We start from the raw sequence: 19908 nt of genomic DNA on the forward strand, positions 1-19908 counted from the left end.
TCCTAACTGTACACGATAAGCATCGCTTGCATACATGGTAATATTAACTAATATATGGTTCTTAAGACCTATAAATAGTTATTTATAACCTGCAATATATTCAAAATTAATCATTTATATAGTATGATTGTCGCATATAAACGGTTGCTTTGGAAATGATGGAAAATGCCTATCAACAAAGGGAAAGAAGGTGACAGGAAATGGGGCATGTTCATCATATTCAGGGGACATATGATATGTTTCTCGTTATTGTTTCTTATTTAATCGCTGTAACAGCATCCTACTCTGCACTCGATTTGGCAAGTCGAATTAGTATGAGTAAGGGGAGCAAAAGGTTAATCTGGCTGGTATGTGGAGCAACATCTATGGGGCTTGGCATATGGTCTATGCATTTTGTAGGGATGTTGTCCATGTCATTGCCCGTAAAGGTTTCTTACCACATCGATGATGTTGTCATTTCGGTCATTCTCGCAATATCTGTATCAAGCATTTCTCTATTCACTATAGCGAGGAAGAAGATCGGCATCATGGAACTTGTTTTATCTGGTTTAATAATGGCAGTTGGGATATCAGGCATGCATTATGTCGGCATGGAAGCGATGATGATTGGAATTACATATGATACGAGTCTTGTCATTCTATCTGTTGCTATTTCGGTATCCGCTTCTGCGGTAGCTTTGTGGCTGCTTTTTTATTACCGCACGGATCAACAGGACAGCGGGACTTGGTACAAGCTAGGGAGTGCGCTAATTATGGGAGGTGGAATTGCAGGGATGCATTACACTGGCATGTACGCAGCTCATTTCTATATTGATCCGAGCAAGAGTCGGCGTTCCACATTGCTGATCGATCCGGCTGTGCTCGCGTATATTATTGCATGTGCGACATTTCTACTTCTTGGCATGACCTTGTTCGGCATATTTATTACGAAGCGACTATCCCAGAAGGATTCGGTCATCCAAGAGCATGCAGGTTGGTATCGAAGCTTGTACGAGAACAATGTAGATGGAATCATATCAGTAGATACAAATGGTCGAATTATTAGCATGAACCCTGCGGTTATTCAAATGATTGGGGGGAGTGCGGAAGAATACATACTCCAAAATATTTCAAATATCGAAGCAAATATTGCGGAAGGAGAAGATGAAGGAACCCGAAAGGTATATCATAGCCAAACAAGTTTCGCGACACATAGCTATGATACGGCAGTTATGGCCAAGGATGGCCGCCGCTTAGAACTTAAAATTAATATTGTTCCCGTAGAGATTGAAGGTGAGCTAGCAGGAAATCATATTATCGCGCGAGATATTACGGAAGAGAAACAGGCTAAGGAGCAGATTAAGCATTTAGCTTATCATGATGACCTGACGGGGCTGCCGAATCGCCGCATGTTCAATGAAATTTTAGCCAAGCTAATTCAAGAGAGCGAACGGGATGGGAGGTATTTTGGTGTTATGGCCTTGGATATCGACAGGTTCAAACTGATTAATGACTCGCTTGGACATACGTACGGCGATATTTTCTTGCAGGCCGTGAGCAAACGAATTATCTCCAGTGTTGCCGGCTATGAAGCGACGATTTCCCGACTCGGTGGCGATGAATTTATCGTACTCTGCCGTACGAATCCGGAGGGAACAGAATGTGAGGAATTGGCCACACGTATCGTAGAGGAAATGCGGCAGCCTTTCCATTTGAAGGATAATGATTTTTATATCTCCACTAGTGTCGGTACGGCTATTTATCCGAAGGACAGCGAGGATCCGGTTGAGTTGATTAAGAAGGCAGATGCTGCGATGTATGAGGTGAAGAAGCATGGCAAGAACGGCCATCAATTTTATACCCCTGACTTGGATGTAGGCTTACTCGGCAAGATTGAGCTCGAAGGTGATTTGCGCAAGGCCGTACAGCGAAATGAGCTTGTGCTGCACTATCAACCGCAAGTAAGTACAGAAGACAGTAAAATTATCGGCGTGGAAGCGTTAGTGAGATGGAATCATCCAACACGAGGCTTGTTGATGCCAGGTGCATTCATACCATTAGCCGAAGATACGGGAATGATTAGTGAAATCGGCAATTGGGTCATTCGAGAGGCTTGCCGGCAAATGAAGGAATGGCATGATGCGGGAGGGCCATTGATACCTGTATCTGTCAACCTGTCCACACAACAGTTCCACCATTCGAACCTCACAGAACAAGTGAGGGTGGTGCTGCATGAGACAGGCCTTCCATCACAATATTTGGTACTCGAAATTACGGAAAGCATGATGATGGATGCGGGCATTTCCACAACGATATTGCATGAGCTTAATAAGCTTGGCATACGCATCAGCTTGGACGATTTCGGTACAGGGTATAGCTCGCTAAGTTACTTGAAGACGTTCCCGATACATAAGCTGAAGATTGATAAATCGTTCATTGCAGATATCTCTAGCAACGAAAATGACAAAGCAATCGTAGCAACCATTATTTCGATGGCGCAGCATCTAAAGCTGGATGTGATTGCAGAAGGAATTGAGACGAAGGAACAACTGGATATTTTGACAGAGAAGGAATGTCGGGAAATACAAGGATACTATTTCAGCAAACCGCTGCCTGCGGCTGATGTTGAAACCTCATTTTTTGTGCCGCTTCGCCAGATGGAATTCGCTCAAGATTAAAATTATTTTTTATTAATACAAATGATTATGTAGACATATGAAATTGTTGTCTTCATAGTCTAAAAGAATTATAATGCTTTAACTTTAATAGCATTTTTCGATTATTTTCAAGAGGGATGGGAACGTACCGTAATTCCGAGAATTGGCATAACGGATGTATTAAATTGCATTTATGAAACAAATTGGTTTTTAATTTGCGACTTAAGTCATGGAAATGGTTCTTTTTTGATTTTTTTGAGATATCCTACCAAGTACTTTTGTGAAACCGTGTCTATAGGTAAGAGGAACCTTTGCAGAGCAGGACGTTCTCGGTAAGATGGGGTCGAGACGAATAGTGAGTATATGTTCATATAGTCTCATCATAAGGTTCGTATGCAAAAGACTTAAAGACACGGGAAGGGGATAGTACGAATGAGTAAACAGCACGGCTGGAATAAAAATGTTAAAACGCTTATCCTTTCTTGCGGAATGGTTGTACTAGGTGCGGCAATGACAGGCGGCTTTGCCGATACAGTATCCGCTCACGGTTACATGGAAGGCCCGGCAAGCAGAGCGCTGCTGTGCAAGCAAGGAGAGAATAAAACATGCGGCGCAATTCAGTATGAGCCGCAAAGTGTAGAGGCAAAAGGGAATTTCCCAACGGGTGGACCAAAAGACGGAGAAATAACAGGTGGCGGCATTTTCCCGGAATTGTTCGAGCAATCTGCTGACCGCTGGTCGAAGGTGACGCTTCATGGCGGCAAGAACACAATGTCTTGGCATTTAACGGCGCCACATAGCACGAAGGAATGGAAATACTACATTACGAAAAAAGATTGGAATCCGAACGAACCTTTGAAGCGCTCGGATCTGGAGTTATTCGCATCGTTCCAGGACGGAGGCAAAAAGCCTCAAACAAAAGTATCGCATGAAGTAAATATTCCTACAGATCGCAGCGGCTATCACATTATTTTGGGTGTGTGGGAAATCGCGGATACAGGCAATGCATTCTATCAAGTTGTAGACGTCAACTTGATCAATAATGGAGAGGTGCAGCCTCCTACTGTACCATCGAAGCTCGTTTCGAACACGCAAACGGCTTCCAGCATTGAGCTTAGCTGGGCAGCATCCAATGCATCGAACGGAATCAAGCACTATGAAGTGTACCGCAACGGTGTGTTAGCAGGAACATCCAATACTACCTCCTACGTAGATAAAGGACTGACTGCTTCCACTTCGTATACGTATACAGTTGTAGCGGTTGATGGTGCGAATAACCGTTCTGAGGCAAGCAGTCCACTTGCTGTATCAACAAAGCAATCTGTTGTGGATACGGAAGCACCTTCTGTTCCAGACAATGTACGAGCACCGCATCAAATGACGACAAGCGTTCATCTTGTGTGGGATGCATCGAAGGATAATGTCGGTGTAGCGAATTATGAAGTATACCGTAATGGGGCTCTAGCAGGCACAGCGGTCGAGCCTTCGTTCATGGATCATGGCCTCAAGCCAGAAACGACATATACGTACACAGTAGTAGCTGTCGATGAAGCGGGCAATCGATCTACACCAAGTGCAGCACTGCAAGTGACGACAAAGCCTGAAGAGGAGACGTCTACATCGTGGGACAGTGCTAAAGTATATGTTGGGGGCAATCGCGTAACCTATCAAGGTCTTGAATATGAAGCGAAGTGGTGGACACAAGGCGATAAGCCAGGCTCTTCTGACGTGTGGAAACTGCTCAGCGATACAGCGCTGGAATGGAATGCCGCGACTGCATATGATGGTCAAGCTAAGGTTACCTATGAAGACCATACATATCAAGCAAAATGGTGGACAAAAGGCGAAACACCAGGAAAAGCGGATGTATGGCAGCTAGTTAAATAATTGTTGAGTTATATAGCAATTTTTCTTTGTTCCATATAGAAGAATAGTATGTATCCATATGGATTTCGATTTGGATTACAAGAAGCCGTTCTAATAACGAATGAAGCTGGTGAAAGTGATTTTTGCTCACCTGTTCACGTTTGAGGGCGGCTTTTTTGTTGAAGTGTCGTACCCGTTTACATTCTGTTTACATTCATTGATTATGATGGACTCAATCGCACATGCTGATGATAATAAGGAGTTGGGGATCAATGGATAGAGAATTAGAAGGTATGAAGGGCTCACTCGGAAATTGGCGACAATTTTTGCGCGTCATCAATGAGACCAAGCCATCAAAATTGATGTTATTTATTGCATTATTAATGAGTATCGGCTCAACCGCAGTATCACTGGTTATTCCGATGTTCACGAAGGGGATGGTGGACAACTTCTCCTTGTCCAAGCTGGATACGATGCAGATTGTGGCTTTGGCTGCAGCGTTCATCATACAGACAGTAGCTTCTGGCTTGTCGATATACATGTTGAATCTCATTGGACAACGGGTAGTTGCTGGCTTGCGGGATCGGTTGTGGAAGAAGCTGCTGATAATGCCCGTATCCTATTATGATGAGAACAAAACAGGCGAAACAGTAAGCCGGATTACGAATGATACCGGTATTGTAAAAGGCTTCATTACCGAGCATTTATCAAGCTTCTTTACAGGAATTGTGTCCGTTATCGGTTCGTTTATTGTATTGCTGTATTTGGACTGGCAGATGACAGCGATTATGCTGGTAGTCATCCCGCTCGCGGCGCTCATTCTTTTCCCACTGGGCAAGCAAATGTTCAAAATATCGAAGGGTATGCAGGATGAGACTGCATCTTTCACAGCCGTATTAAGTCAAGTATTGTCTGAGATTCGCCTCGTAAAAGCATCAAATGCTGAATCCAGGGAGTATGAGAATGGCCGTAAGGGGATTAATAACCTGCTTCACTTTGGAATTAAAGAAGGTGTCGTTCAGGCGATGATCGCGCCAATCATTTCATTTGTGTTAATGGTGCTGCTTGTCGTAATTATTGGATATGGCGGTATGCGGGTATCCTCTGGTGTATTGTCTGCGGGTGAATTGGTTGCCTTCATTCTATATTTGGTTCAAATCGTGATGCCTATGAGTCAGTTGTCTATGTTCTTCACACAGTTGCAGAAGGCGATTGGGGCAACTGATCACATGATCACCATTTTTGATGCAGAGGAAGAAGATCATGTGAACGGGAAGCAAGTGGAGCAGGCGAATCAAACGATTCATGTGGAACATGTCCACTTTGCTTATGCACAAGGAGAGCCTATACTAGAAGATATAAGCTTCACGATTCCTGCTGGTAAAGTAACGGCGATCGTAGGGCCGAGCGGCGGAGGGAAGACGACACTATTCTCCCTGTTCGAACGATTCTATTTGCCAACTTCAGGTACGATTAAACTGGGCAAGGATGATATCAATGATTTTTCCTTACAATCTTGGAGAGCTCAAATCGGGTATGTATCTCAAGAAAGTCCGCTTATCGATGGGACGATTCGGGAAAATATATGCTATGGAATGAACCGTGAAGTGACGGATGAGGAATTGGAACGTGCTGCGCAAATGGCTTATGCGGATGGCTTCATTAAAGAACTTGCCGATGGATATGAGACAGCTGTAGGAGAACGCGGAATTAAGCTGTCTGGCGGGCAACGCCAGCGGATAGCCATTGCTCGGGCGCTGCTGCGCAATCCGCGTATTTTGATGTTGGATGAGGCTACATCCGCATTGGATAGCAAATCGGAAATAGTGGTGCAGAAAGCATTGAACAATTTAATGCAGGGTCGTACAACGCTTGTCATTGCACACCGTTTGTCTACTGTAGTCGATGCAGATCAGATCGTATTTGTAGAGAAGGGGCGTCTGACAGGCTGCGGAACCCATGCAACTCTGTTTGAAAGTCATGAGATGTACCATGAATTCGCTTCACAGCAGCTTCGCATCCACGATGAATCGGAAGAAGCTTGCTAGATAGGAAGAAAGGCGGCGTAGGCAAGATGGCAACTATACTCGTCGTAGACGATGATCCGCATATTCGCAAGCTAGTCACCGTATTTTTGCAAAAGGAGGGCTTCAGAACGATTGAAGCCCCCGATGGTGTTGAAGCGCTGAACCAAATGGAGGTCAATAAGGTCGACTTGGTCGTGCTTGATATTATGATGCCGAACATGGATGGGTGGGAGTTATGCCGGGAACTAAGGGCGCTGTATGATATTCCGCTTCTCATGTTGACGGCTAAGGGTGACACGTCGCAGAAGGTGAAAGGCTTCAATCTTGGTACGGATGATTATTTAGTGAAGCCGTTCGATCCGTTGGAACTGGTTGTGCGTGTAAAGGCGCTGCTCAAGCGGTATCAAATTGCTGTATCCAAGCTTGTCCAATTTGGCCGGATTGCGATGGATCAGCATACATTCGAGGTTATATTGGGAGATGCGAAGATTCCGCTGCCGATGAAGGAATTTGAGCTGTTGTTCAAGCTAGGCGGTTATCCGGGCAAGACCTTCTCCAGAGAACAACTGATTGAGGATATATGGGGCTTTGACTTTGAAGGCAACGAGCGAACGCTCGATGTCCATATCAATCGCTTGCGAGAGAAATTTCCAGAGCAGGAGTATGGCTTCAAGATTAAGACGATCCGTGGACTAGGCTATCGGCTAGAGGTGCTCGAATGACCCTTCGTAAGCGATATGCAGCCTTTAAGCTGACAAAAACAGGTCGGGTTCTGAAATTTATTACAGGGATCGGCACTATATTACTGATCATTTTGGGAGTTTGGTCATTGTCCTATTTCATTAATCCGTATCTGATGAATTGGCTGGGGTGGAGACGGGACAGCTATTGGGCCTTTCTCGTTTTATGTGTGATGGGCGTGCTATTTTTCATCATGGTTCTTGCGATTATGTTCCCATTTATGCGTATGAAGCATGTTAAATTTTATCAATTGATTCTTGATGCGCTAAAAAAAATTTCCCAAGGAAACTTTGACGTCAGTATCCCGATGCATGAGGATTTCCGAGATGAATACGGCTCCCTCGTCGAGGGGATTAACCAAATGGCGGATAGCTTAGGGGTAATGGAGCAGATGCGACAGGAATTTATATCGAATGTGTCACATGAGATTCAATCGCCGCTAACTTCAATTCGCGGGTTTGCCCGTGCTTTGCAAAGTGAGGAGATAAGCGAGGAAGAGCGGCAAAATTACCTGCAAATCATTGAAATGGAAACGATGAGGCTCTCCAAGCTTAGTGAGAACCTGCTGAAGCTAACCTCACTGGAATCAGAGCATCATCCAATGGAGCTGAAAAGCTATCGCTTGGATCAGCAGCTTCGCAATATTGCGCTCGTCAGTGAGCCGCAATGGCTGGAAAAGAAAATTGAGCTGGATCTGAATCTGGACAAAATCGAGATTGTTGCAAATCAAGAAATGCTGAGTCAAGTATGGATGAATCTTGTACACAATGCGATCAAGTTTACACCTGAGGGTGGTTCGATTCATATTGAAGCGCATCAGATGGGGCATATCGTGGAGGTAAATGTTGCGGATAGTGGTATCGGAATTGATGAAGCGCATATCCCACATCTGTTTGAACGATTTTTCAAGGCAGATGCATCACGGAACCGTGCCGCCGGGGGCAATGGGCTGGGACTATCTATCGTGCAGAAAATTGTTCAGCTTCACCATGGGGTGATTGACGTTACAAGTGTAAAGGGGGAGGGAGCAACGTTCTCAGTCAAGCTTCCCTTGGATGCTTCCGTCCAATCTGTGACCCGAAATGAAGACAGCGCCGTTTCACAAAATTAGGGTGAGCGGCGCTTTTGTTTTTATGGATGTTAGACGGTATGTGTCATTGTTTTTTTCTCGGTATAGAAAGCGTGCTCCATTCCTCAGATTTCAACTGCTTAGCTGTATATACAATCTGACCTACATGGTAGGCGTAATGGGACATTTGTCGTTCAATAGCTTCGATGACGGTATGCGGCTGTTGGCGTATTGTAATTGTTTTGGTAAGATCGTCTGCTGTTAGCGAATGAAGCGTATCCAGAAAAACCCTCCACCCTTGATTCCACACGTCCAGCAGCGATTCCCGGCTTCTCATGCTGCCCTCGAATTCTCCGTCGCGATCCCGATTCTGTTTCTCCCCGTCAGTTGTGAGGAAATCGGTCCACCGTGAGATCATATTGCCGCTCATATGCTGCACGATCACGGCAATGCTGTTCGATTCCTCGTTGTAAGACCAGTTCCACTCATTTTCGTTTAACTGCTCAAACGTTCGTTCAGCCATCTTTTTCAACTCGACAAATCTCTCAGTTACGACATGGAGATAATGGTTGGCGATAGAGATTTCCGCCTGGGTCATCATCGAAAACTCCTCCTTTATCTGTCTGAGATCTTAGGTATAATACTCATAGGTGAGAATTTCCTTGTTTCCTTATGTTGGTAGTGCTTACTCGTATTATGCACCTTAAATGGGTTGTGGGCAATGAGGAGGAGTAAATTTTTGAATCACGAGTTCTGTAATGAAAATAAATGTGACCATATTAGTAGTGACCATAGAGAATGTTTTGAAAAAAGGACGGAACGGCGGATTGTTAGGAGGTTATGTGAATGGAGAAGAGAATCCAGCGGCGTTTTTATGCTGTGCTTACATGTTGTATCGTATTCTGTATATCTGCAATCCTTATGGTGAGTGAATATAGAGGCGGTAAAGAGATGCTGTCGGAAACGATGTTCGTTGCGAGCGTATCCCTCTTTTTAGCGATGGGCAATACGGCAGTTCTGCTCAGTTTGCTTGCACAGCGGCGGACAATGAGGAAAACGGAATAAGATGATTTCTGCAGCTTACTAATTTCTTTGTAAGCTGCTTTTTTATGTAATGAACAGTTTTTGCGATATCCTCAGAGAAATCAGATGAAATTCGACCCGGCGTATGTAGAATGTTATGATATTCACAATAAGATGGATTACATAAGCAGCCAGGGATGTTCAGTAGTTTAGAAGGAGGTGCACCATCGTGTATTTTGACCGCGAAACGATACGAAATAGATTGCACGCCCAGTTAACATCGAATGGGCATATTATTGGCGTTGCAGCGGGAGCGGGGATATCTGCAAGATATGCGGTTAAGGGTGGCGCTGATTTCATCTTGGCCTTGAATTCGGGTCGCTTCAGACAGATGGGACTGAGCTCATTAGGGGGACTTTTGCCTTTCGGCAATTGCAATGAGATGGTTATGGAATTTGGCTCGAAGGAAATTGTACCGCTCGTGAGAGAGGTGCCGGTATTATTCGGCTTATGCGCGACGGATCCAACCATACAATTAGAAGCCTATATACAAGAAATACGCGATAAAGGATTTTCAGGGATTAATAATTATCCGACTGTAGGACTGATTGGCGGCGTGTACGGGGAGGCGCTTCAGGAAGAGGGGATTGGCTTCGATGCAGAAGTGGAGGCTATTCGGATTGCGAGCAGTATGGGAATGTTCACGATTGCGTTCGTGTTCAATCGGGAGCAGGCGTGTCAGATGGCGAATGCGGGAGCGGATGTGATCTGCGCGCACTTAGGATTTACCAAGGGCGGCATATTGGGTGCGGCGAAGGTGCTCTCCTTGAAGGCAGCTGCAGAATTAGCGTCAGATATTTTCCAAGCTTGCCAAGATAGTAATCCCCATGTATTCAAAATGATATATGGCGGTCCTGTCAATACGCCGACAGATGTGAAGTACATGTATGACAATACAGGGGCGGTTGGTTACCTGGGAGGATCATCCTTCGAACGAATCCCATCGGAGGCTGCAATTACGAAGACAGCGATTGATTTCAAGGAAGTGGGGCTAACAGAGCAGGACAAGCTGCTGCATAAAATGCTGGAGGGTGTGACGAAACATTACGATTACGTACAGTTCGTGAAGGAATACGTGGAGACGAATTATAGGAATGACATCTCGTTTGCGGAGCTGGCACAGGTTGCGCACATTTCAAGAACACATCTCAGTCATTTGTTCAAAAAAGAAGTCGGATGCACATTCCCAGAGTACCTGACACGATTCCGAATCAATAAGGCGATCGAGCTTATGAAGGAGAGTGAGTTGGAACTGTCAGAGCTCTCTAGTCTGGTCGGCTACAATGATTACGCACATTTCAGCAAAACGTTTAAAAAGAAGACAGGGAAATCCCCGAGAGAATACCAACGACAATACAAAAACACATGAATATCGTACAAATACACATGTATCCGAACAGGATTCAGCCTATACTTGAATGGTAAGCCGGCTTAGATAGTAGTTCATATACTTCCACTTGATAAGGAGGTTGTTATATTGAAAACGGTTGCGATAGTCGGTACGTTCGACTCCAAAGGTAAAGAGTTTCTATTCGTAAAGGACATTTTGCAAGGCCTTGGGTTGAATACGCTTACGATTCACAGCGGAGTATTTGATCCGATGTTCGTTCCGGACGTGTCAAATGAGGAGGTCGCTCAGGAGGTGCAAGCGGACATCCATGAGATTGCCTCCCAAAAAAATCGTGCCTTGGCAACAGAGGTATTGGCCAAAGGGATGGAAAAGTTGATTCCTCGCCTTTATCGGGAAGGCAAGTTCGACGGTATTCTCTCCTTCGGCGGCTCAGGAGGAACATCCATAGTCACCCCAGGAATGAGAGCGCTGCCAATCGGAGTGCCGAAGATCATGGTGTCGACGGTTGCATCAGGCAACGTATCCCAATATGTGGGGACAAGTGATATTATGATGTACCCATCAATCGTCGACGTATCAGGCTTGAACTCGATTTCTACCCGCATATTTACGAATGCAGCATTGGCGATTGCAGGCATGGTGAAGGAAGAGACTGCGATTGATGTAGAAAAGAAGCCGCTTGTTGCAGCAACCATGTTCGGCGTTACCACGCCATGTGTCAATCAAGCTAGGGAATACTTGGAGCAGCAGGGTTATGAGGTTATTGTATTCCATGCGACAGGTGCTGGCGGCAAAACGATGGAACGACTGATCGAATCCAACTATTTTGAAGGTGTTCTGGATTTAACTACGACTGAATGGTGCGACGAATTGGTTGGAGGCGTGCTGAACGCTGGGCCGCATCGGCTGGAAGCGGCTGCGCGTGCACAAGTGCCGCAGGTCGTATCAACAGGAGCGCTGGATATGGTGAACTTCGGGCCGTTCGATACGGTGCCGGAGCGGTTCCAGAATCGGAATTTTTACAAGCATAATCCGTCCGTCACGCTCATGCGAACTACGGTTGAGGAAAACATACTACTCGGCAAAATCCTTGCAGAGAAGCTGAATCAGGCGACTGCACCAACGGTGTTGATGCTGCCCTTGAAGGGAGTATCTGCACTGGATGTAGAGGGCCAGCCGTTCTATGGACCGGCTGAGGATGAGGCGCTATTTAACACCATTCGAACTCATATCAATAAGGACGCTGTAGAGCTTATCGAGCTCGATAGCGACATTAACGATGCAAAGTTTGCCGTAGCAGCAGCTCAGAAGCTAATCGAGCTTATGAAGTACAGCACCAACAAGAACAGCAACAAGGAGGAAGTAAAATGAAACAATCTCGCCAAGACATGATCAACAAACTCAAACAACAAGTTGCGAAAGGTGAAATGATTCTAGGAGCAGGAGCAGGAACAGGAATATCCGCTAAAAGCGGTGAAGCAGGTGGAGTAGACCTTATCATTATTTACAATTCGGGTCGGTATCGCATGGCTGGACGGGGCTCACTGGCAGGGCTTCTCCCGTATGGCGATGCCAATAAGATTGTTGTCGATATGGGTGCAGAGGTATTGCCTGTAGTAAAGAACACACCTGTGCTGGCAGGTGTATGCGGTACAGATCCGTTTCGCATCATGGAAGTGTTCTTGAAGCAGTTGAAGGAACAGGGATTTGCTGGTGTGCAAAACTTCCCGACTGTCGGCTTGATCGACGGCGTATTCAGAGCAAACCTCGAAGAAACTGGCATGGGCTATGACCTTGAGGTAGAAATGATTCGCCAAGCACACGAGCTCGATATGCTGACCACTCCGTATGTATTTGATGAGGAGCAGGCGATTAAGATGGCAAAAGCGGGAGCAGACATCTTGGTTGCACATATGGGCTTGACGACGAAAGGGACTATCGGAGCGAAGACAGCGTTGACGCTTGAGGATTGCGCGAAACGAGTACAAGCGATTGCGGATGCCGGCCGTTCCATCAATCCGGATCTTCTGGTCATTTGCCACGGTGGTCCGATCGCGGATCCTGAAGATGCACAATACATTTTCGAGCATACGACTGGCATTGATGGATTCTTCGGTGCATCGAGCATTGAGCGGTTTGCAGCTGAGGTTGGAATTAGACAGCAAGCGGAAGCGTTCAAAAATGTAAAGCTAAAGGCATAATATATCACTTGAAAGAGAGGGGAGCCGAATTAAGGCTCTCCTTTTTTTGTGCGTATCGGGAAATACGCCTCTATTTGCTCATTGCTCCATTATCCCTTTGGCTCAGACTGTGCATTGGGAGGTCAAGCATCACCGCTGAGCAATACAGCAGGTCCGATGCTTCGAGATGGGTTAACTGACATCCTGTCCAATGCCAAGGACAGTGCTTTGCCATACCGATTTGAACCGCACACGCTGTTGTAAAGAAAATGGCAATTCATTTCCGGACATGAGGCTGTAGGTTGGGGGGGAGGCGAAGCAAAAAGAGGAAATGGTAGACAGGTGGAGAAAAAACTACACTCGGAACAAATCGAGGGCAGTTAAGCCGTACAGTCTTTGGGGTGAGCAGCATTGGGCAAAAAGTCAAAGCATAGAGAGGTGACGACATGGAACAAGTCATCATTGATGCATATAATCCAGAATGGATAAAGAGGTACGAAGAAGAGCGAGATAAGATTCGGGAAGCAGTGTCAGCGATTTGTATAGCTGTAGAGCATATTGGCAGCACATCCGTTCCGGGGCTTGGTGCCAAGCCTGTTATTGATATGATGCTCGGGGTACGAGAAATAGCGGACGTCAAGCATGAGCATAAGGAACGACTGCAAGCGATCGGATATGAGTATGTACATAAGCCAGAATTTCCAGAGAGGCTGTTCTTCCGCAGAGGGAAGTGGAGAGCTGACACGGAGCACTTGCATGTCTATCAATATGCAGGAGAGATGTGGCAGAACCATATTCGCTTCCGAAATTATTTGCGCAGTCATCTAGCGACCAAAGAGCAATATGTCCAACTGAAGCATGCTCTGGCGGCTCAATTCCCGCATGATCGTGTTCATTACACGGCTGGCAAGGTCGCATTTATCCGAGAAATTATGAGTAAGGCGCACGAGGAACAGGTCAACGAGGAAGGGAAAGTTTGATTTGTATTGTTTTTTCACAAGCGATCGACCGCATGGACGCGATATATTCAAGGTATGCGTTGTTAGGAATGTATCATTTCCAACGGGAGGAAGAAGAAGTATGATAGTTGAGCTGGAACGCGATCAATTTTATAAATGTACAGATCTTGTAAATTGCACAATGATGCTGGAGTCGAAGGCAATCGTAGCAGGCAACAATCCTGGCAGAATATTTGTCGATCATGCGGACACGCCGAAGTCCGCTTTAATATGGCAGGGCAATTTAGACGGTTTTTTATTTGTTGGTGACGCTAGTAATTCGTCCTTCAATAGGGGCATAAAAGTTTATATGGATGAAGTAATACGTGAAGAAGCACTTAAATTAGGGCTCAAGTGGGCGGAATGCATTGGCACTCATCCGAGTTGGAATACAGCGATTGAGCAAATGTTTGCAGATCGGGAACTGTCCTCATGGATATCTTATGTACGATCTCTAATGTTGCCGGATTATAAGCATAAAGCGATCCAATTGCCTGACGGTGAATATGAGATTGTTCAGGTTTCGAAGGAGCTGCTGCAAAATAAGAGCATCCTGAACCATTCATTTCTTGAATCAAGAGTATTGGACTATTGGGAATCTACGGAACGGTTTCTACAAGACGGCGGTGGATTTTGTGTGATGCACAATCATTCTGTCGCAAGTTTGTGTATTACCGGCTTTCGATACCGTCATATTCATGCGCTAGGAATTGTCACAATTGACCAGTATCGTGGCCGTAAGCTCGCGCAGATTGCAGTTCGTACCTATGTGGAGCATTTATTTTCCCAGGGGCAATGCATATGCTGGGACTGTACAGCATCGAATAAGCCATCGAATGCAATTGCAGAGCGAATCGGGTTCCAAAGAGAAATGAGTTACAGAGGCTATAGATATAAATTTTAATAGGCAACGTGTTCCCTATTATGTAAACCGAGGAGGGAGAATTGTTGATGAATCAAGTCCAGCACAGACTGCAGCGTGAAATCAGAAAGCAGGTAGATATTCATTACTTGTTGTACCTGCCTGATAAGTATGGTGACGATAAGTCAGTGAAGTGGCCATTGCTTTTATTCTTGCATGGTGCAGGGGAAAGAGGGAACGATATTAAGCTGGTCAAGCGGCACGGACCTCCGTACTTGATTGACAACGGCAAGGCATTTCCTTTTGTTATCGTGTCACCCCAATGTCCGCAAAATTCGATGTGGGAAATGGAGACAGACGCTGTCATTGCCATGTTGGATGAATTGATTGCAACACACAACATTGATGAAAGTAAAGTATATGTCACAGGCCTAAGTATGGGGGGCTCCGGGGCATGGAACCTGGCAGCTGATTATCCGAATAAATTCGCTGCTATAGCTCCGATATGCAGTGGCGGAAATCTCGAAAAGAGCAAGCAACTTAAACATACGCCGATATGGGCATTCCATGGAGAAAATGACGATGTTACTCCGGTTAAACAGGCGCAAGAGATGGTAAAAGCAGTCGAAGCAAGTGGCGGCAGTGCGAAACTTACCGTATATCCGAATACGAAACACAACTCGTGGACGAAAACTTATAATAATCCAGAATTATATCAATGGTTATTAAGCCATTCCAAGCCTGCGAATAAAACGAATTCATAATTCATCGACCATGAGTGGTCTCTTTCGGCTGTAGGATTATTTCGAAGACAAGACTTCTATAAAGGAGTGAGACCATGTCAAAGGAAGTTAATCTTAAAGACCTTGAACAGCGCTTAGTCATTCAATTTATTAGTGCTGGAGCAAGCAGCATGAACTAGATGTAAGAAGATTGAATCATGGATGACGAATATTAGAGCAAGCAGGCAACGAAGCACCGCTGATGCACAATTATTCACCGAGAAAGCGGTCATTTCGCTACGATATGTATCATTTATTAGAGCTTGTGTAGAATAACGGTTTTCAAACGAGCCCAGGGGGCAACCGTTTCATATTAAAAAATGTCTCCTATTACTTACTCGTACTAGAGGCGGATAGCAAATGGAAGATAGTATTATTATATCCGAACGCCTAATCAACAATATAGAGATAAGGTGGAGTTAAAATGGAAGTCATGAGCGGGGAACTAATTACGATCGGTACGTTAATCAAAGATTTAGAGGCATTAGGCGTGCAGCCGGGAATGAATCTTTTGCTGCACTCCTCTATGAAATCATTAGGCGGTTGGGTAGCGGGCGGCGCGTCAGCTGTCATATTGGCGCTAGAAGAACGGCTGGGTGAGCAGGGAACTCTTGTCATGCCTACACATACTGTGGATTTATCAGATCCATCGACATGGCGATGCCCACCAGTTCAGGAATCTTGGTGGGAACCGATTCGGGAACATATGCCAGCATTTGATAGTGCGTTTACACCGTGCTTGGAAATGGGGCTTATACCGGAGCTTTTTCGGAAGCAGGGCGGGGTTGTGCGGAGCTGCCATCCACAGGTTTCCTTTGCTGCATGGGGATCGAACCAGGAGCGGATCATTGCGAATCACAGTCTCAATTACAGTTTGGGTGAGCAGTCTCCATTAGCTAGGCTGTATGAGCTCAATGGTTGTGTCATGCTGCTGGGCGTTGGGCATCGCAATAACACGTCTATTCATTTGGCAGAGTATCGTGCTAACTATACAGGCAAGCAGGTTATAAATTCGAAAGCCCCCATGTTAGTAGACGGTGTAAAATCATGGGTAGCGTATCAAGATGTAGACTTCAATACCGATGACTTTGAGAAGCTTGGGGCTGATTTTGCCCGTGATACTGGTTATGTGCGCAGCGGGAAAATAGCAAATGCAGATGCATTGCTAATGCCTGTCCGAGAGCTCGTTGATTATGCCGTTCAGTGGATGGAGGAAAATCGTCGCTGAGCGAGCGAACAAGCTTGTTGACCTCCTAACAACGAATTTGTAACCTCTTATGCTGCACTCATATGTATAATAATGGAATGACTTGTGAATAGCACGATCCAGGATAATGAATATCTCAGATCGGGTTATGCTATATTTCTGCCAGATTACTGTCGTACCGATTTCGATATGCATTGGGTATACGGCCGATGTAGCTTTATTTGGAAAAAGGAATTTTTGAGCAAGTAACTGCTTACGAATAGGAGTGATCTCATGAGTAAGAAGACGACATTATATATTGTCCGCCACGGGGAAACGGAATGGAACGTTGAACGACGCATGCAGGGTCATATGGATTCGCCATTAACAACGCTTGGAGTCAGTCAGGCACAGTGGCTAGGTGAAGCGATGAAGGATACCCCGATTGATTGCATTTATGCCAGCAGCAGCGGCAGAACAGATATGACGGCACGGCTCATTCGCGGGGAGCGGGATATCCCGATGATCAGCAGTGATGCACTGAAGGAATTACATTTGGGAGATTGGGAAGGCCAGCTTGCAGCGGTGCTGGAGCGCACCTATCCAGAGCAGTTTGAAGCATTCTGGTATGAGCCGGCTGCGTACAAGTCGGAGAATGGCGAAACGTTCGAAGAGCTTCGCAATCGGGTACTGCCTTACGTTCAATCTATTATTGCTGACAATCCAGGCAAATCGATTCTAGTAGTTACACATACTGTGGTCGTCAAAACGCTCATGGCCTACTTTGAGCATCGTCTGCCCGAGGCACTTTGGGATCCGCCATATATTCAGCCCGCAAGTTTAAGTCAGGTAGAGATTGAGCTAGAAGGGGAAAAGGTCGTCATTGTGCGGCACGGAGATACGAGTCACTATAAAACTATCTTGCAAGATTAAATATTTTGTCTATTTCAAATTTAAGTAAAGACGGTGAAGCATAATGCACAATTCATGCAAAGGTATAACCGGAAAAAGAATATACTTGCGTCCATTTTCAGGCGATGATGTGGAATGGTACTATAAGGCGATGCTCTTAACGGAGTCAAGCCGATTGACAGGTACGAAGAAGTTCTTTTCTAAAGAAGTTCTGCAGAGCTATTTGGAGCGAATCGCATCGGATGGCGAACGAATTCAATTTGTTATAGCGCTGCAGGATGATGACAGGCCAATCGGAGAAATTGCGATTATGGATATGGATTCATCGAATCGGAGCGGGCACGTACGCATTGCGATATTTGCGGAAGAGGACTGTGGACAAGGATACGGTTCAGAGGCGATGATTCTCATGTTGGATTATGGCTTTGGCATGATGAACCTCAATCGAATTGAATTGGTTGTATTTTCATACAATGCAAGAGCGGTTCGAGCGTATGAAAAAATTGGATTCGTTCAAGAAGGAGTTCAGCGAGAGGCGCTGTACTACAATCACAAATACCACGATTCAATTATGATGAGTATGCTGGCACGTGAATATCGGGAGAGATATTGTAACTCAGCAAAGTAAGTTAATTTGAAGCACTATTGATATCATGAGGTCGATCAGAGATTATAGTGAGATTATAGCTGTAATAGGAAGACGACTATTTTCCCATAAATAGAATAATAGTCGTCTTTTGTTTCGCTCTATTTTAATTTGGTTTTAGGAAAACGAAAGTGCTTCAGTGGCCTCAGATTGATCCAAGGCTTTTATTCGTTTCTTAATCTCCTCTTTTCAAACTACTGTGGTCCATTTTTAGATTACTAGAAACAGTATTGCTCGATTTATTGTTTTGGTTCGATTGGGGCTACTTGTCGTTGCGCGATATCATTTGATGATAACGATACACACTTGATTCCGACATTCCCATTATTTCAGCAACTTCATTTATTGTACCTTTAACTTCAAATACCCCATATTCTTTTAATTTTAAAATAGCAAGTTTCTTTTGTTCAGGTGATAACTGAGCGCCGGATTCTAATATATCTTTATCTATTACTGCATAGATGATATTACGAATATTATCGGTAAGTTTCTCAATAGGTTGTTCCTGGTCAGTTTCCTGTTCAATTAGTTCTATATCTGAACTTAGATTGGCCAATTTTAATATATCCTTTGCAACTTTCCTATAGGCATCCGCATCAAAATTTATACATAAAAGACCTTGTAATTGACCTTCACGATCTTTTATAAATAAAGTTGATGAACGGAATTTTTTACCTCTTGGTCCTTCTCCAATATAATCTACAACATAATCCTTATTTAAATATACTTTTTCGTTGATTAATTTTTTTGCATAGTCAGTTAAAGGGCCATTTAAAGATCTTCCACTTAAGTCTCCATTGACTATGTGACCGATACGAGAGCCCCCATTAGGATTTAAAACATGTAATACAAATTCATAATTAGACCCCAAAATTTCCCCGAAATAATTCATTATATTTTGGTAGTGTCGAAATAGTTCATTATCCATTTAAGTATTCCTCCTTATCCGTTATTCCTGAATTTTATTCACTATGAAATTGCTTGCGAATTCATATTCAATTCCAGGGTTGAGTAAAATTTATTCATCCCTTTCGATAAAAGATGCGCTTTACTTCTCGTACATGGGTGCATTCTTCTTTTTTCTGCTATAGCCAACCAAACTTCGGTCTTTTAGCGACAAGGATTTCGTTTAATGAAGAAGCCAGCATCCAAAATAGATAACCCTAATATAACTTATAACAAGTTTTGTAGAATTTTAAAAGGGAGAAAAAATTAAATTTGTAATAATAAATTACCATAAAAATAATTTATTATCATTTGTTTGACTTCACGATTATCTATGTGGTACTCTGTCTGTGTAGTAATAAAAAATAATCACTGTAATAAATTATTTCAATTTATTGAGAAGGATTAGAAAATGATCGTTGTTTTGATGGCATTGATTGCAACGATAATTTATCCAAGTATTCAATATCAATTAGTACTAAGAAAGGAATTGATGATTCTTAGTGTTACTTTTGAAAACCCTTACATGGCGCTATTATTCCTTTAGTTAGAATGACACCGGAAAATGAGATTTAGTAATAACTGTTATTAAAGTTTCTGTCGCTGTTGAACCTCTTACTCAAG

General features: G+C 44.3%; 17 protein-coding genes. 15 read left to right on the forward strand and 2 right to left on the reverse strand.

Going from position 1 to position 19908, the window contains the following annotated elements:
• The first annotated feature begins 236 nt into the window (after window positions 1-236).
• The 5 genes from NO352_RS07820 to NO352_RS07840 all read left to right on the forward strand — a co-directional run bounded on the left by NO352_RS07820 (window position 237) and on the right by NO352_RS07840 (window position 8381).
• A complete protein-coding gene (locus tag NO352_RS07820) occupies window positions 237-2657 on the forward strand; it encodes an EAL domain-containing protein (protein ID WP_289355289.1) in 2421 nt (806 codons plus the stop codon).
• A gap of 411 nt (window positions 2658-3068) precedes the next feature.
• Window positions 3069-4523 carry a lytic polysaccharide monooxygenase gene (locus tag NO352_RS07825; RefSeq protein ID WP_289355290.1) on the forward strand — a complete coding sequence of 485 codons (1455 nt, stop codon included), beginning with the start codon at window positions 3069-3071 and terminating at the stop codon, window positions 4521-4523.
• A gap of 251 nt (window positions 4524-4774) precedes the next feature.
• Window positions 4775-6550 (forward strand): ABC transporter ATP-binding protein, encoded by a 1776-nt coding sequence (locus NO352_RS07830; protein WP_005549718.1) that lies wholly within the window; start codon window positions 4775-4777, stop codon window positions 6548-6550.
• Window positions 6551-6576: 26 nt separating this feature from the next.
• Complete coding sequence (locus tag NO352_RS07835; RefSeq protein ID WP_005549717.1) at window positions 6577-7251, forward strand: response regulator transcription factor; 675 nt, start codon at window positions 6577-6579, stop codon at window positions 7249-7251.
• The gene (locus NO352_RS07840) at window positions 7248-8381 is read left to right on the forward strand and encodes an ATP-binding protein (RefSeq protein ID WP_268594627.1); all 1134 of its coding nucleotides are present in this window, start codon (window positions 7248-7250) and stop codon (window positions 8379-8381) included. The genes NO352_RS07835 and NO352_RS07840 overlap by 4 nt, the downstream gene beginning before the upstream one ends.
• 43 nt (window positions 8382-8424) lie before the next feature.
• Here the strand turns inward: NO352_RS07840 and NO352_RS07845 are convergent, their stop codons facing one another.
• Window positions 8425-8940 (reverse strand): DUF1572 family protein, encoded by a 516-nt coding sequence (locus tag NO352_RS07845; RefSeq protein WP_372515456.1) that lies wholly within the window; start codon window positions 8938-8940, stop codon window positions 8425-8427.
• Between the two features lie 245 nt (window positions 8941-9185).
• Between NO352_RS07845 and NO352_RS07850 the strand changes: the two genes are divergently transcribed.
• The 10 genes from NO352_RS07850 to NO352_RS07895 all read left to right on the forward strand — a co-directional run bounded on the left by NO352_RS07850 (window position 9186) and on the right by NO352_RS07895 (window position 18321).
• Window positions 9186-9404, forward strand: a complete 219-nt coding sequence (locus tag NO352_RS07850; RefSeq protein WP_268619826.1) for a hypothetical protein — start codon at window positions 9186-9188, stop codon at window positions 9402-9404.
• Window positions 9405-9591: 187 nt separating this feature from the next.
• Entirely contained in the window at window positions 9592-10791 is a 1200-nt protein-coding gene (locus NO352_RS07855) for a phosphoenolpyruvate hydrolase family protein (RefSeq protein WP_289355291.1), read from the forward strand.
• A 108-nt stretch (window positions 10792-10899) separates the two neighbouring features.
• Complete coding sequence (locus NO352_RS07860) at window positions 10900-12144, forward strand: Tm-1-like ATP-binding domain-containing protein (protein ID WP_268600037.1); 1245 nt, start codon at window positions 10900-10902, stop codon at window positions 12142-12144.
• The gene (locus NO352_RS07865; protein WP_005549707.1) at window positions 12141-12974 is read left to right on the forward strand and encodes a phosphoenolpyruvate hydrolase family protein; all 834 of its coding nucleotides are present in this window, start codon (window positions 12141-12143) and stop codon (window positions 12972-12974) included. Before NO352_RS07860 ends, NO352_RS07865 begins: the two co-directional genes overlap by 4 nt.
• A gap of 425 nt (window positions 12975-13399) precedes the next feature.
• A complete protein-coding gene (locus NO352_RS07870) occupies window positions 13400-13933 on the forward strand; it encodes a GrpB family protein (protein ID WP_289355292.1) in 534 nt (177 codons plus the stop codon).
• A 100-nt stretch (window positions 13934-14033) separates the two neighbouring features.
• Window positions 14034-14855: a GNAT family N-acetyltransferase gene (locus NO352_RS07875; protein ID WP_005549705.1), complete on the forward strand. Its 822-nt coding sequence runs from the start codon at window positions 14034-14036 to the stop codon at window positions 14853-14855.
• A gap of 47 nt (window positions 14856-14902) precedes the next feature.
• On the forward strand, window positions 14903-15577 hold the full coding sequence (locus NO352_RS07880; RefSeq protein WP_289355419.1) for a carboxylesterase family protein: 675 nt from the start codon (window positions 14903-14905) through the stop codon (window positions 15575-15577).
• Window positions 15578-16019: 442 nt separating this feature from the next.
• Window positions 16020-16823, forward strand: coding sequence for an AAC(3) family N-acetyltransferase (locus NO352_RS07885; protein ID WP_005549702.1), 804 nt, complete (start codon window positions 16020-16022; stop codon window positions 16821-16823).
• Between the two features lie 252 nt (window positions 16824-17075).
• The gene (locus tag NO352_RS07890) at window positions 17076-17714 is read left to right on the forward strand and encodes a histidine phosphatase family protein (RefSeq protein ID WP_289355293.1); all 639 of its coding nucleotides are present in this window, start codon (window positions 17076-17078) and stop codon (window positions 17712-17714) included.
• A gap of 85 nt (window positions 17715-17799) precedes the next feature.
• Window positions 17800-18321 carry a GNAT family N-acetyltransferase gene (locus NO352_RS07895; protein WP_353961233.1) on the forward strand — a complete coding sequence of 174 codons (522 nt, stop codon included), beginning with the start codon at window positions 17800-17802 and terminating at the stop codon, window positions 18319-18321.
• Window positions 18322-18601: 280 nt separating this feature from the next.
• Here NO352_RS07895 and NO352_RS07900 read toward each other — a convergent pair whose 3' ends face one another.
• The gene (locus NO352_RS07900) at window positions 18602-19267 is read right to left on the reverse strand and encodes a helix-turn-helix transcriptional regulator (protein WP_262866790.1); all 666 of its coding nucleotides are present in this window, start codon (window positions 19265-19267) and stop codon (window positions 18602-18604) included.
• Between the last annotated feature and the right edge of the window lie 641 nt (window positions 19268-19908).

Source organism: Paenibacillus sp. S-12 (genome assembly GCF_030363895.1).
Taxonomy (GTDB): Bacteria; Bacillota; Bacilli; order Paenibacillales; family Paenibacillaceae; genus Paenibacillus_B; species Paenibacillus_B alvei.